Below are 14,292 nucleotides of genomic sequence, written 5' to 3'. Positions count from 1 at the left end.
TCGGACCGACTTTAGCAGTTAAGCCATGATTTCCGCCGCCCTGCGGCCAGCTTTCGTAAAAAGACGAAGCCCGTCACACAGGATGACGGGCCTCGGCCGTTCAACTACGACACGTCAGGCTTACTGCGTGGCGAGGATGCTCACGCCGTTGTAGGCCGCTTCGCCCACTACCTTGATGTAGTAGGTGCCTGCCACCGGCTTGTTCACCCGTACCGTTTCGGACGTGCCGGGACGGGTCGACTTGCCATCGTTGTCGCTGGCGCTCGGCTCGCGACCCTGGGCGATGTAGACGGACACGTTGCCGGTGCCACCGTAGGTGATCACGCTGAGCTGCTTGCCAGCGGCTGCCTCGAAGCTGTACAGGCGGCTGCTGCCGGCCGTGCCGTTCAGCCCCCCCACGGCGGCCTTGTTGGTCAGCGGCGTCGCCACCGGTCCACAGTTCTCGGTGCACGGCTCTTCCAGCGCCTTGGCCAGCGCCGCCTTGGCATCGACGATGCCGGTGCCGATCGGAGTGGCGGTCGGGATGCTGACCGGGAACGGACGCGCGGTTTCCTTCAGCAGGGTGCGCATCGCGGCGGGGGCCAGCGGATCCTTGCCCTTGGCGATCAGCGCGCTCTGCACCAGTGCAGCGACGGCAGCCACGTGCGGCGAGGCCATCGACGTGCCGCCCATGCCCATGTAGCTGTAGCTGCCCGACTCCGGCGTGGTGGCCGCATCGGAACCGGACTGCCAGACGTAGCCGCCGGGATTGCCATCGACGCTGCCACCACCACCCGGACCGGACAGGTCCACGCGGGTGCCGTAGTTGGAGTAGTAGGTGATGCCGCCGGTAATGCGGGTGGCGCCGACGGTCACCACGCCGTCGCAACTGGCTGGACGGTATTTGGAGGCGTTGTCGGTCTCGTTGCCGGCCGCCACGACCACGGTGGTGCCACGCGAGATCGCGCCATTGATCGCTTCCTGGTAGGTCCCGTCGCAGCTGCCGCTGCCGCCGAGGCTCATGTTGATGACCTCGGCCGGGTTGGCATTGGCGGGTACGCCGGCCACCGTGCCGCCGGAGGCCCAGGTGATGGCGTCGGCTATATCGGAAAGGTAGCCACCGCACTTGCCGAGCACGCGGACCGGCAGCACCTTGGCCTTGTGCGCGACACCGGCCATGCCGACGCCGTTGTTGGTCTGCTCGGCCACGGTACCGGCCACATGGGTACCGTGCCAGGAGCTGTCCTCGGCGACGGAGCCGGTGTAGCACTCGTTGTCGTTCTCGACCCAGTCACCATAGTCCTGCGCGCCCGGCACGCGGTCGTTGGTGGCACGGCGCGACGTCTCGGCATCGCTGATGAAGTCGTAGCCTTCCAGCAGGTTGCCGACCAGGTCCGGGTGCTGCGGCAGGATGCCGGTGTCGAGTACCGCCACCACCACGCCTTCGCCCTGCGATACATCCCACGCCGACGGTGCGTTGATGCCGCCGGTGGCGTTGTGCAGGTGCCACTGGTACTGCTGGTAATAGGGATCATTCGGCGCCAGCGCCGGCTGCACGTCACCGGCACGCAGCTCGGTACGGCGCAGCTTCACATCGGCCTCGGCGTACTGCACGGACGGATCGGCCTTCAGTTCCTTCAGCACGCGCTGCAGTTCGGCAGGCGCCAGGCGCCCCTGCAGGCGGATCAGGTCGGCACCGACGCCCAGCCTGCGCACGACCTGCGGGCCGAGCGCGCTGGCGCGGGTAGTGCCACCGGACAGGCTGGCGCGGGTCAGCGCGGACTGCACGGTGGACAGCTTGGCCGACCGGTCGCCCGCCGCAGCGGTGCCGGCACGGTACTTGACGATGATGCGCTGGGTGCCCGGCTCGGCGGTGCTGGCCTGGCGCACCGGTTCACGGGTCGGCAACCCGGCGGCGTGGACGGCACCGACGGCGGTCATCGACAGCACGGCGGCGGCAAGCACATTGATGCGAAGGTTCTGCTTCTTGATCACGTCGAATTCCTCTTCTGGGTCATGGATCGAACCAACACTGCGGCCATCATTCCTTGACGACTCCCGGCCGGCCCAGCCGGGATTGCCGTGACCTCCCCCCAGGCCCTGTTTGCAGGTTTGGCGCCGGCGTGGGTGGCCGCCGGCGCAGTGGTTTGGCTTACCAGCCGAAGCCGGCACCGACGCCAACCGAGCTGTCGTCACTGCTGAAGGCACCGCCGAAGGTAACCGTGGCGCGATCGCTGATCGCACGCTGGTAGCCCAGCGACAACGCCGACTCGCCGCCCTGGAAACCGATGCCGACGCCGACCCGGTTCTGGGTGCGGATACCGGCGGCACTGGTGGCCATGTTGAGCATCGCCGCACTCATCGCACCCTGGCGGTCGATGCGGCGGTCCATGTGGCGCAGGCGTCCATCGATTTCGCCCTTGAACACATCGAAGCTGTCGGCGACGGCCTGGACGCGGCTGTCGGTGTAGCTGTTCGCCGTGGCTACGCCACGGTCCAGCTGGCCCTTGTTGACGGCGTCGGTGGCGGTGGTGCCGGCGGCGACGTTGGTGACCTGGCGTTCGTTGCCTTCGCTGCCGACCGACACGGTGTTGGCACGATCGGCGACCGAACCCTGGCCCAGTGCCACGGCGTTGGCAGCCGTGGCACTGGCACCCTGGCCGACGGCGGTGGACGACGCGCCGCTGGCGACGGCGCCCTCGCCCATGGCCACCGCATTGGCGCCGGTCGCCGGGGTCCCGACCGGAATGCCAGCACCCGCCGCGGCGGCCGTCGGCGTACCCTGCACCCGCGCGGTGCCGGCCGGTGCTGCATCGGCTGTTGCACGCGCATCCGCGGCGCTGGCCAGCGGGCTGTCATCCAGCGAGGCACTCATCGCGCGCAGGCTGGCGGTTCCGGCACGCGTGCCACCGGCGGTGCGACGGTCGATCTCGCTGACCTTGCGGTCCAGCGCGCCCAGCGCATCGCCGACGTTGCTGTAGGTGGCGCCCTGGATCACGTAGTTCGGCGCCACGAACACGCCCTGCATGCCAACGCTGGCGCCACCGCCGAGGAAGCTGGCGGCATCACTTAGCGACTGGAACAGCTGCCCGCCGTTGATCGCCTGGCGGCTACCGGCGGCGATGCTGCCGGCACCGACGTTGTCGATGGTGGTGCCCTGGAAACCGGACAGGGTCAGTCGGTCACGGCTGGCGTCGTCGTAGCCGACCGCACTGGCCGCCGTGGTCTCGACCGTCGCGATGCGCGAGTCGAAGTCACCCACGCGGGTTTCCACTGCTCCCACCCGCTGGTTGGTGACGTTGAGCTGGGAGCCGGTGATCGCATCGGTGCTGCCGGCAGCGATGCGGCCGTCGGCGACGTTGACGATGCGCCGCGTGGCCGGACCGGCGGTGCCGTTGCCACCGCCGACCGAGACCACGTTGGCCTCCAGCGCGCGCGAACCGGCACCCAATGCCACCGAGTTGTTGCCGCTGGCGCCGCTGTTGGCACCCAGTGCCAGCGTCGCATTGCCGATGGCCGCGGCACCGCTGCCCAACGCATTGCTGCGGCCGCCACTGGCGTTGGCGTTGCCGCCAATGGCCACGGCATCGGTGCCGGTGGCACTGGCGGTACCCGAACCGTTGGCCTTGAAGCGTTGGCCGACCGCATCGGCGGTGGCGGCCACTGCATCGAGCTGGCCCTTGTTCACCGCATCGGTGGCCTGCGTACCCGCCGCGACATTGGTGAGCTGGCGGTTGATCGCGCTGTGGGTGACGCCGGCGGCATCGAGCCACTCCTGCGCAGCACCCACCGACACCGTGTTGGCGCGGTCGGCCAGCGAGCCCGCGCCCAACGCGACGCTGTTACCGGCGTCCTTGGTGGTCCAGGTGTTGCTGCCGAGCACCGTCGCGTTGCTGGCCTGCGCATAGCTGTTGTAACCGACCACGGTGGCGCCATCTTCGGTGGCCCACGCTTCACTGCCGATGGCGGTAGTGAACTGGCCGGCGCTGGCGCTGGCGGCATCCTGTCCGGCCAGTGCGTTGAAGCCGACCGCCACGCCGTTCAACCCGGTGGCGGCGTTGTTGCCCAGAGCGGTGCCGTACTCGCCAGCCTTTGCCTGCACGCCGAAGCCGGCGCCGGCGATCTGCGCGATGGTGCCCTGGCCCACCGCCGTGGAAACATCGGCGGCCTGCGCAGCACTGCCTACGGCGGTGCCGAAGAAGCCGGCGCTGGCACCTGCACCAAACGCCGTGGCGCGCCAGCCGCTGGCCTGCGCGAAGTTGCCGACTGCGGTCGTTTCGCGGCCATCGGCGATCGCGCCGTAGCCCACTGCGGTAGCCGCAAGGCCGGCGGCCTCGGCCATGCCACCGACAGCGGTCGCCCCGATGCCCTGCGACTGCGACTGCGCGCCGATCGCAATGCTGGCGGCGCCGCCGCTGCTGCTCTGTGCACCCAGCGCAACGGCACTGTCTGCGGTGCTGCTGGCACCGCTGCCGATGGCCACGCTCTGCTCGGCCGTGGCCAGTGCGTCGACGCCGACCGCCGTGGCATTGGCAGCGACCACCGTTGCGCCGCTGCCCAACGCCGTAGCGCCGTTGCCAATTGCATTTGCCGCATTGCCAGCGGCGAGCGCGTTGTCACCCTCCACCAGTGCGCCTGCTTCGCCATCGGCATTGCCGCTGGCCTGGAACTGGCGGCTGGTCTTGTCGGCAACGCTGGCCACCGCGTCCAGCTGGCCCTTGTTCACCGCATCGGTGGCTTCAGTGCCGGCTGCAACATGGGTCACCTGGCGCTCACCGCCCGCGGTTCCCACAGCCACGGTATTGTCGCGCTCGGCCTTGGAGCCGGCGCCCAGCGCCACGCTGTTCAACCCACTGGCGGTGGCACCGGCACCCAGCGCAGTGGCATCCGCCGCATCCGCCCACGAGTTCCAGCCGATCGCGGTCGCGTAGTCTTCGGTCGCCCACGCACCCGCACCGAATGCCGCTGCACCAGTGCCGCTGGCACGCGACGGGATCAAGCCGAAGAAGGTGCTGCCACCAATGGCCACACTCTCCTCGCCACTGGCCTCGCTGGACTGACCTACGGCCACGGCACCGGTACCGGCCGCGGCAGCGCCGAAGCCGACTGCCGTGGTGTTGGCACCACTGGCCGCCGAGCCATAGCCCAACGCGGTGCCGAGGCGTCCGCTTGCTTCGGCATAGCCACCGACGGCGGTGGTGCCATCGGCCGAGGCGGCGCTGCGGAAGCCGCTGGCCAGTGCCTGCGTGCCGCTGGCGTTGGATTCAGTGCCGGTCGCGGTGCTGTATGCACCACTGGCCTGTGCACGCGCACCCACGGCACTGGCACCCAGCTCGCTGGCGCTGGCGCCGGTGCCGAGCGCAAGGCTGTCTTCGCCGGTGGCCTGTGCGGCACTGCCCAACGCTGCGGCGTTGTCGCCGGTGGCCAGCGCATCGAGGCCCACCGCCGTGGCGTTGGCCGCCAGCGCATTGGCGCCGCTACCGAGTGCGGTGGCGCCGTTGCCGATGGCGTTGGCCGCATCACCGGCGGCCAACGCGTTGTCGCCCTCAACCAGGGCGCCGGTTTCACCATCGGCGTTGCCACTGGCCTGGAACTGCCTGCTGGTCTTTTCCGCTGCAGCGGCTACGGCGTCGAGCTGGTTCTTGTTGACCGCATCAGTGCCCTGCGTGCCAGCAGCCACGTTGGTGATCTGGCGGGTATTGCCACCACCGCCCACCGACACGGTGTTGTCGCGGTCGGCGATCGAATCGGCACCCAGCGCCACGCTGTTGGACGCGCGCGATTCGGCGGCGTTGCCCAGTGCGGTGCTGTTGATGCCACCGGACCAGGCGCCACCACCGACGGCGGTGGAGTAGTTGCCCGATGCTTCGGTGGCCAGCACGCCGAACAGCGAACCGCCGACGGCAACACTGTTGGTGCCGGTGGCCAGGCTGCCCTGGCCGGTGGCCGTGCTGTAGGCACCGGAGGCTTCCGCATCGCCACCCACTGCCACACTGTTGGAACCGGAGGCATTGGCGAAGTTGCCGAAGGCGGTGGCGTTGAACGCCGAGGCCTGCGCATAGCCACCGATGGCGGTGCTGTAGCCACCGGTCGCTTCTGCACCGATGCCGAACGCTGCCGACGCGGTGCCGCTGGCCACGCTCTCGCTGCCGACAGCGGTGGCCGCATCGCCGCTGGCATTGCTGAAGTAGCCCACGGCTACGGCCTCTTCACCGGACGCTTCGGACAGAACGCCATTGGCAGTGCTTCCGGCGCCACTGGCAACGCTGGCCGCGCCGAACGCCGCGCTCTGCTCGCCGCTGGCTTCGCTTTCCGCGCCCTGTGCGGTGGCGTACTCACCGGTGGCCTGCGCGTTGGCGCCGACGGCGCTGGCGTTGGCGGCGCTGGCCAGCGCGTTGAAGCCGATCGCCTGCGCGTTGTTGGCCAGCGCATTGGCACCACTGCCGAGCGCGGTGGCGCCGTTGCCGATGGCGTTGGCCGCATCACCGGCGGCCAGCGCGTTGTCACCGTCTACCAGGGCACCAGTCACGTCGTCGCCGTTGCCGCTGGCCTGGAAGAAGCGGCTGGTGGTGGTGGCGGTGGTTGCCACTGCATCCAGCTGTGCCTTGTTCACCGCGTCCGTGGCTTGGGTACCGGCAGCGACGTTGGTGACCTGGCGTTCGTTGCCGCTGCTGCCCACCGACACCGTGCGTGCACGGCTGGCAACTGAACCGGCACCGAGCGCGACAGCATTGCTGGCGCTGGCGTTGCTGCCGGCGCCCAACGCGATCGCACTTTCGCCGCCGGCCACCGTATTGGTACCGATGGCGATGCTGTTGATGCTGTTGCCCAGCGCCTGGAAGCCCAGTGCCACGCTGTTGTCGCCATAGCCGAACGCACCGCGGCCGACCGCAGTGGAACTGGCCCCATTGGCCCAGCTGTTGTAGCCGATGGAGGTTGCGCCGCTGCCACTGGCCCAGGCCGCGTTGCCAAAGGCCGACGCGTTGGTGGCGGTGGCCCACGCACCCGAACCGAACGCTGCTGCGCCACTGGCCGTCGCCCAGCTGTAACCCCCTACCGCGGTGCTGTCATCGCTGCTGGCGAAGGCGCTGTCACCAACCGCGACCGCATAGCTGCCGGTTGCACGCGACGTGCCGCCAGCAGCGAAGCTGTTGTCCCCGCTGGCCTTGGCCGCATTGCCGAACGCGCTGCTGGCGGCGCCGGTGGCCTGTGCGCCGCTGCCCACTGCGGTGGCGTTGGCGACGGCGGTGGTGCCTACCTGCTGCGCCGTGCCGTCGGCACCGATGATCGGCTGGTTGTACTCGTCGTAGGCCTGGCCGAGGCCACCGATGGCAACACCGCCGTTGCCGGTGGCGCTGCTGTTGCGACCCACCGCCACGCTGTCATCACCGATCGCCGAAGCGGCGGCGCCATGTGCAACCGCACCGACGCCGATCGCATTGCTCGACGAACCGGACGCCACCGCGCCTTCGCCCTCGGCGAGCGCACCGGCATTACTGCCCGCTTCCGGCTGGGCCTGGAAGAAGCGCGCGGTGTTGTCCGCGGTACTGGCCACGGCGTCCAGCTGCGCCTTGTTCACTGCATCGGTGGCTTCGCTGCCGGCAGCGACGCTGGTGATCTGCCGTTCGTTGCCGGCACTGCCGACGGCCACGCTGTTGGCGCGCACCGCTTCGGAATTCGCGCCAAGCGCGACGCTGTTGGCGCCACGCGCGGTGGCGTAGTACCCGACGGCCGTGCTCTGTGCGCCGCTGGCCCAGGTCTGCGCGCCGAGTGCGCTGGCATTCTCACCCGGGGCGTAAGCGAAGTAGCCAACGGCCGTGGCTTCAGCACCGGAGGCTTCGGTCAGGCTGCCGTTGGCCACCGCGCGGTCACCGCTTGCGATGGCACCGGCACCGACGGCTGTCGCCGCTTCGCCGCTGGCCTGGGTCTGCACGAAGAAACCCAGGCCGGGAATCAGGTCGGCCGGGCCACCGATGGCCACGCTGCTGGTGCCGGTGGCGTTGCTCTGCGTACCCAGCGCCGTGGAGTAATCACCGATGGCGTTGGCGACCGCACCGAACGCGGATGCCTGCGCGCCGGCGGCATAGGCACCTACCCCGTAGGACGACGCCGCAAAGCCGCTGGCTTCGGCACTGGCGCCCACCGCGGTGCCACCGACACCGGCACTGGTGGCGCCGGTTTCCACCGGTACGCCGCCACTGGTGATCAGCGGATTGCCATCGGCATCGACAGCGGCACCACCGACGGCGACGCTGCCCGGGCCGTTGGCCTGTGCGTTGTTGCCGAACGCGGCACTGTTCTGGCCCGAGGCCAGTGCGTTGTTGCCCACGGCGGTCGCGTTCTGCGCAATGGCGTTGGCGCCCGCGCCCACAGCGGTGGCGCCGTTGCCGATGGCGTTGGCCGCCTCGCCGGCCGCCAGTGCCTCGTCACCTTCGGCCAGCGCGCCGGCATCGCTGTTGCTGCTGCCAGTAGCCTGGAATCGCTTGGCGGTGGCATCGGCCACGGTAGCCACGTCCTTCAGCTGGCCGACATTGACCGCGTCGGTATCTTCAGTACCTGCCGCAACGCTGGTGATCTGCCGGGTCAGGCCGTACTCGGTCGCACCGACGGACACCGTATCGACACGGTCGGCCAGCGAGCCTGCGCCCAGCGCCACGCTACCGGTGGCAACCGCCGCCGAATTGGAGCCCAGTGCGGTGCTGTATTCGCCCACGGCGGTACTGAATGCACCCACCGCAATCGAGGCTTCGTTTGCGGCAGTGGCGCCTCGACCCAGTGCGGAACTGCCTGGGCCCATCGCCACAGCGCCACCACCTACGGCAGTGGCGCCGTCGGCGCTTGCTTCGGACAACGCACCCAGCGCGGTGGCCGCGCCGTTCTCGCTGGCGGCATAGGCGCTGGCGCCAACGGCGGTGTCACCGAGACCGAACGCTGCGGCGCTCTGCCCGACCACCACGCTGGCATCGCCGATCGCCAATGCGCCTTGTCCGAACGCACTGGCGCCGAGACCGGCGGCAATGGCCTGGGTGCCGATGGCGGTGGTGGCATTGGCCAGGGACTGGGCGCCGGCACCGGCGGCTACCGCGCCTTGCCCGTCGATCTTGGCCGCGTCGCTGTCATCACCTGCGCCATCAGCCTTGAAGTAGCGGTCCCCAGCTGCGGCGACATCCGCCAGCGCGGCCTGCGTGGCGCGCGCCTGCGCATCCAGCTGCCCCTTGTTCACCGCATCGGTGGCCTGGGTACCGGCGGCCACGTTGGTGATCTGCCGTTCCTTGCCGGCATCGCCGACAGACACCGTGTTGGCGCGCGTAGCCTTGGAGCCTGCGCCCAGCGCAACGCTGTTGGCTGCACTGGCGCTGCTGTTGCCACCGATCGCCACCGCGTTGCTGCCCTTGGCACTGGCCGTGCCTTCAACCAGGCACTTTTCCAGCAGCTTGCCGCTGAGTGCCACACAGGTGGCGCTGCCACCGATCTGCACCGACTGTGCAGCGGCGGAACTGCTCATGCCCAATCCCAATACCAGGCCCAGTGCCACCGCCAACAGCGCGGGCGTGGCCTGTGTCGTATCGCGGCGCTGGTCGACAACACCACCGCTGCTGTCGGAGGAGGCCAGCTCCGAGGCCACCACCAACTGACCCAATGCTTTGTTCCAGACCTTGCGATAAATCCGATTCATCGGTACGGCTCCTGATTGGACTGGTTTTGGGCAAAGCGACGCCATTGCCGAGCCTTCTGGCCCAGCGTCCCCTGGGGGCGTCTATTCGCGTGATTTACTGCGGGTAATGCCGAACGGCGCGCAGCGACAGAAACCCGAGCGCATGCGCCAAGCGGTTACTGCGAAATGAATGATTCTGAAACGGGCTTCAAGTGTTAACGGCAACTTTGCAGATCGTCAAGACTTTGACACGGCAAATCCTATTGCCGTGAAGCAGTTCACCATTTCGCGTGTTTATAAAAGAACTTCGTTATGCACACGTGACGAACTGCTGGCGCATGAAAATCGATGTAACTAGCGGGCGCGACAAGGGTTTCGCGCGCGCAAAGAAAAACCCGCCGGCAACGCGGCGGGTTTTCCATACGCGATGGCATTGCGCCGTGCGCGCAATGCTGCGATCAGCCGCACCACACCCGTGCGTTGCGGAACATGCGCATCCACGGCGAATCACCCTGCCATTCGGCCGGCGCCCAGCTCATGTTGAGCGCGCGCGGGGTGCGCTCGGGGTGCGGCATCATGATGGTGACCCGGCCGTCGCTGCTGGTGAGGCCGGTGATGCCATCCGGCGAACCATTCGGATTCAGCGGATACTGGCTGGCAACGTTGCCATGGCCATCAATGTAACGCAGCGAGACGCGGGCCGCGGCCTGGTCGACGGCCGTGTCGAACACTGCCTGGCCTTCACCATGCGCCACCGCCACCGGCAGGCGCGAGCCGGCCATGCCACGCAGCAGGATCGACGGCGACTCCACCACTTCCAGCAGTGCGGTACGGGCTTCGAACTGCTCGCTGGCATTGCGGCGGAACTGCGGCCAGTGCTCGGCACCCGGAATGATGTTCTTCAGCTGGCTCATCATCTGGCAGCCATTGCACACGCCCAGCGCGAAGCTGTCTTCGCGTGCGAAGAACGCGGCGAAGGCATCACGCAGTGCGCTGCGCTCCAGGATCGAGGTAGCCCAGCCACGGCCGGCACCGAGCACGTCGCCATAGCTGAAGCCACCACAGGCCACCAGGCCGGTGAAGTCCTGCAGCGCCACGCGGCCTTCGATCAGGTCGCTCATGTGCACGTCGAAGGCGCGGAAGCCGGCGCGTTCGAAGGCGTTGGCCATTTCGATCTGGCCATTGACGCCCTGCTCGCGCAGCACGGCCACGCGCGGGCGCGCACCGCTGCTGATGAACGGTGCGGCCACGTCTTCGTTGAGATCGAAGCTGAGCTTCGGCTTCAGGCCCGGTGCGTTGAAGGCACGTGCCACCTCGCGCTCTGCGTCGGCATTGGCCGGATTGTCGCGGCGCTTCTGCATCGCGTGGGTAACCGACCACCACGCGTCGAACAACGCTTCCCAGCGCCATTCGGCCAAGTTTTCGCCACCCAGCGACACGCGCACCACCGGTGCGGTGGTCGGCTTGGCGATGCGCTGCGCGCATTCGGTCAATGCATGGCGTTCGACAAGGTCGGCAAACGCGGCGCGGTCTTCGCGTGCGATCTGCACCACCGCACCCAGTTCTTCGTTGAACAGGCTGCGGAACGGATCGTCACCCCAGGCATCGAGGGTGATGTCCAGGCCCAGGCGCGAGGTGAAGGCCATTTCGCACAACGCGGCGAAGGCACCGCCGTCGCTGCGGTCGTGATAGGCCAGCAGCAGGCCGGACTGGCGCGCATCGCGGATCAGTTCGAAGAAACCCCGCAGGCGCTGCGGATCGTCCAGGTCCGGGGCGGCACCGGCAAAGGCCGGCAGTTCGCTGTGGTCGGCATGCACCTGGGCCAGGATCGAACCACCCAGGCGTTGCTTGCCGGCCCCCAGGCCGATCAGCCACAGCTCGCTGTCCACCTCCCGGTCGAGCAGCGGGGTCAACTGCTGGCGCACGTCGGCCACCGGCGCGAACGCCGAGATCACCAGCGACACCGGCGACACGCTCTTGTGCGCCTCACCCTGGTCGTGCCACTGCGCCTGCATCGACAACGAGTCCTTGCCCACCGGGATGCTGATGTCCAGCTGCGGGCACAGTTCCATGCCCACTGCCTTCACAGCGTCGTACAGCAGTGCGTCTTCGCCCGGGTGGCCGGCCGCGGCCATCCAGTTCGCCGACAGCTTGATCTCATCCAGCGCATCGACCGGCGCCGCGCACAGGTTGGTCAGCGCTTCGCCCACCGCCATGCGTGCCGAAGCAGCCGCATCGAGCAGGGCCAGTGGGGTGCGCTCGCCGATCGACATCGCTTCGCCGGCGACGCCGTCGAAGTCGGCCAGGGTGATCGCAACATCGGCCACCGGCAGCTGCCACGGACCGACCATCTGTTCGCGTGCGGTCAGGCCACCGACGCTGCGATCACCGATGGTGACCAGGAAGTTCTTCGAGGCGACCGTCGGGTGCGCGAGCACGCGCAGGCCTGCTTCCTGCAGATCCAGGCCACCGGTCTTCAGCGCCGGCCAGCGCGGTGTCGGCGGGTGCGCAGTGTCGCGGTGCATCTTCGGCGGCTTGCCGAACAGCACGTCCATCGGCAGGTCGATCGGTGCGTCGGCCGGGGTGTGGCCCGGCACGGCGCCATAGGCCACCACCAGATGTTCCTCGGCGGTCGCCACGCCAACTGCAGCGAACGGGCAGCGCTCACGAGCACACAGCGCGGCGAACTCGGCCAGGCGCTCCTGGGCCACGCCCAGCACGTAGCGTTCCTGCGATTCGTTGCACCACAGCTGCATCGGCGACAGCGACGGGTCATCGGTGGGCACCTTGCCCAGATCGATCACGCCGCCGACCCTGGAGTCGTGCAGCAGTTCGGGGATGGCATTGGACAGGCCACCGGCGCCGACATCGTGGAAGAACTTGATCGGGTTGTCGGCGCCCATCGCCACGCAGCGGTCGATGACCTCCTGGCAGCGGCGTTCCATTTCCGGGTTGTCGCGCTGCACGCTGGCGAAGTCCAGGTCCTCGGCGCTTTCACCGGAGGCCACCGAACTGGCGGCACCGCCGCCCAGGCCGATCAGCATCGCCGGGCCACCCAGCACGATGACCGCATCACCGGCCTGCAGCGGGATCTTGTCGACCTGCACGCGGTCGATCGCGCCGAGGCCACCGGCCAGCATGATCGGCTTGTCGTAGGCGCGCACCAGATCGGCGCCTTCGGGCAGTTCGAAACTACGGAAGTAGCCGAGCAGGTTCGGGCGGCCGAACTCGTTGTTGAACGCCGCGCCACCGAGCGGGCCGTCGGTCATGATTTCCAGCGCCGGTGCCATGCGCGGGTTCAGCGCGCGCGGCGCCTCCCACGGCTGCGGCAGTTCCGGAATGCGCAGGTGCGAAACCGAGAAGCCGGTCAGGCCGGCCTTGGGCTTGCCGCCGCGGCCGGTCGCGCCTTCGTCGCGGATCTCGCCACCGGCACCGGTCGAGGCGCCGGGGAATGGCGCGATCGCGGTCGGGTGGTTGTGCGTTTCCACCTTGATCTGGAACGCGCTGGGCACCTGCGGCTCGCGGCGGTACTCGCCGCTGGCCGGATCCGGGCGGTAACGCGACGCCGGATGGCCTTCAATCACCGCGGCGTTGTCGCTGTACGCGCTGAGCGTGTGCTGCGGGGTCTGCTGGTGCGTGTTCTTGATCATCCGGAACAGCGAGCGGTCCTGCTCCTGGCCGTCGATGGTCCAGCTGGCGTTGAAGATCTTGTGGCGGCAGTGCTCGGAATTGGCCTGCGCGAACATCATCAGTTCCACGTCCGACGGCGACCGGCCCAGCGCAGTGAAACGCTCGCGCAGGTAGTCGATCTCGTCCTGGGCCATGGCCAGGCCGAGGCGCTGGTTGGCGGCCTCCAGCTGGTCCACCGGCACGCGCTCCAGTTCACCCCGGGCCGGTGCCGAGAACAGCGCCTGGCCCTGTTCCACGGTCTCCAGCACGGACTGCGTCATCGGGTCGTGCAGCGCCTTGACCAGCGCCTGCTGGGCGGCGGCATCGGCCGGCCAACCCTGCACGTCGATGCGCAGGCCACGCTCGACCCGGCTGACCGGCTGGCCGGCACCGCGGACCAGTTCGGTGGCCTTGCTCGACCACGGCGACAGCGTGCCCAGGCGCGGCACCACGATGCGGCTGACTGCGCCTTCGGCCACGGCTTCGGCCTGCGGCGCCGCTTCGAGGATGCGGCACAGGGTGGTCAGGTCGGGGGCGGCGCTGCCTTCGGGCTGCACGAAGTAGACGTGCCAGGCACCGCTGATGCGCAGGGAGGGAGCGATGGACTGCAGGCGGGATTCAAGACGTTCGCGGCGGAACGGCGACAGGGCGGGCGCGCCCTCGAGGACCATCATGTCCGGGGAACCGTAGTTGGGAAACGGGCCCGACATTGTACCGGAAGCGGGGGAAGGGCTTTGGCCGGGCGGCGCCCGGCACCCGCCGAGGCAACAGCCGAAGCAACGGCAACGTCCACGGCCCAAGCAAGAGCTGGGTTCCCGTGGGATGGCGGGGGGGTGGGGGCCAGCAGGACACGCCGTAAACCCCGCTCCGCGGTCCGGCCCAGCCGCTGGCGGCTGGGCGTTCGGGCGCTTGCGAAGCAGTGCTTCGCAAACAAAGCGCCCTCACCCATGGGGGCTCGATGGCGCCATCCATGGCGCCAACGGTCCTGC

The 14,292-nt window shown here is 68.9% G+C and carries 3 protein-coding genes; all 3 read right to left on the bottom strand.

Translation table 11 applies throughout. The annotated features are described in order from the left end of the window. Nucleotides 1-120: 120 nt before the first annotated feature. The 3 genes from VG543_RS17750 to purL all read right to left on the bottom strand — a co-directional run bounded on the left by VG543_RS17750 (nt 121) and on the right by purL (nt 13,977). Nucleotides 121-1,974, bottom strand: coding sequence for a S8 family peptidase (locus VG543_RS17750; protein WP_021203162.1), 1,854 nt, complete (start codon nt 1,972-1,974; stop codon nt 121-123). A 157-nt stretch (nt 1,975-2,131) separates the two neighbouring features. Next, on the bottom strand, nt 2,132-9,655 hold the full coding sequence (locus VG543_RS17745) for an ESPR-type extended signal peptide-containing protein (RefSeq protein ID WP_423178920.1): 7,524 nt from the start codon (nt 9,653-9,655) through the stop codon (nt 2,132-2,134). Nucleotides 9,656-10,092: 437 nt separating this feature from the next. Continuing rightward, nucleotides 10,093-13,977: a phosphoribosylformylglycinamidine synthase gene (gene purL / locus VG543_RS17740; protein ID WP_154081343.1), complete on the bottom strand. Its 3,885-nt coding sequence runs from the start codon at nt 13,975-13,977 to the stop codon at nt 10,093-10,095. Between the last annotated feature and the right edge of the window lie 315 nt (nt 13,978-14,292).

It is taken from the genome of Stenotrophomonas sp. CASM101 (genome assembly GCF_049384845.1).
GTDB classification, from domain to species: domain Bacteria; phylum Pseudomonadota; class Gammaproteobacteria; order Xanthomonadales; family Xanthomonadaceae; genus Stenotrophomonas; species Stenotrophomonas hibiscicola.
Note: the sequence above shows the minus strand (reverse complement) of the source record. Positions and strands in the feature narration are given on the sequence as shown.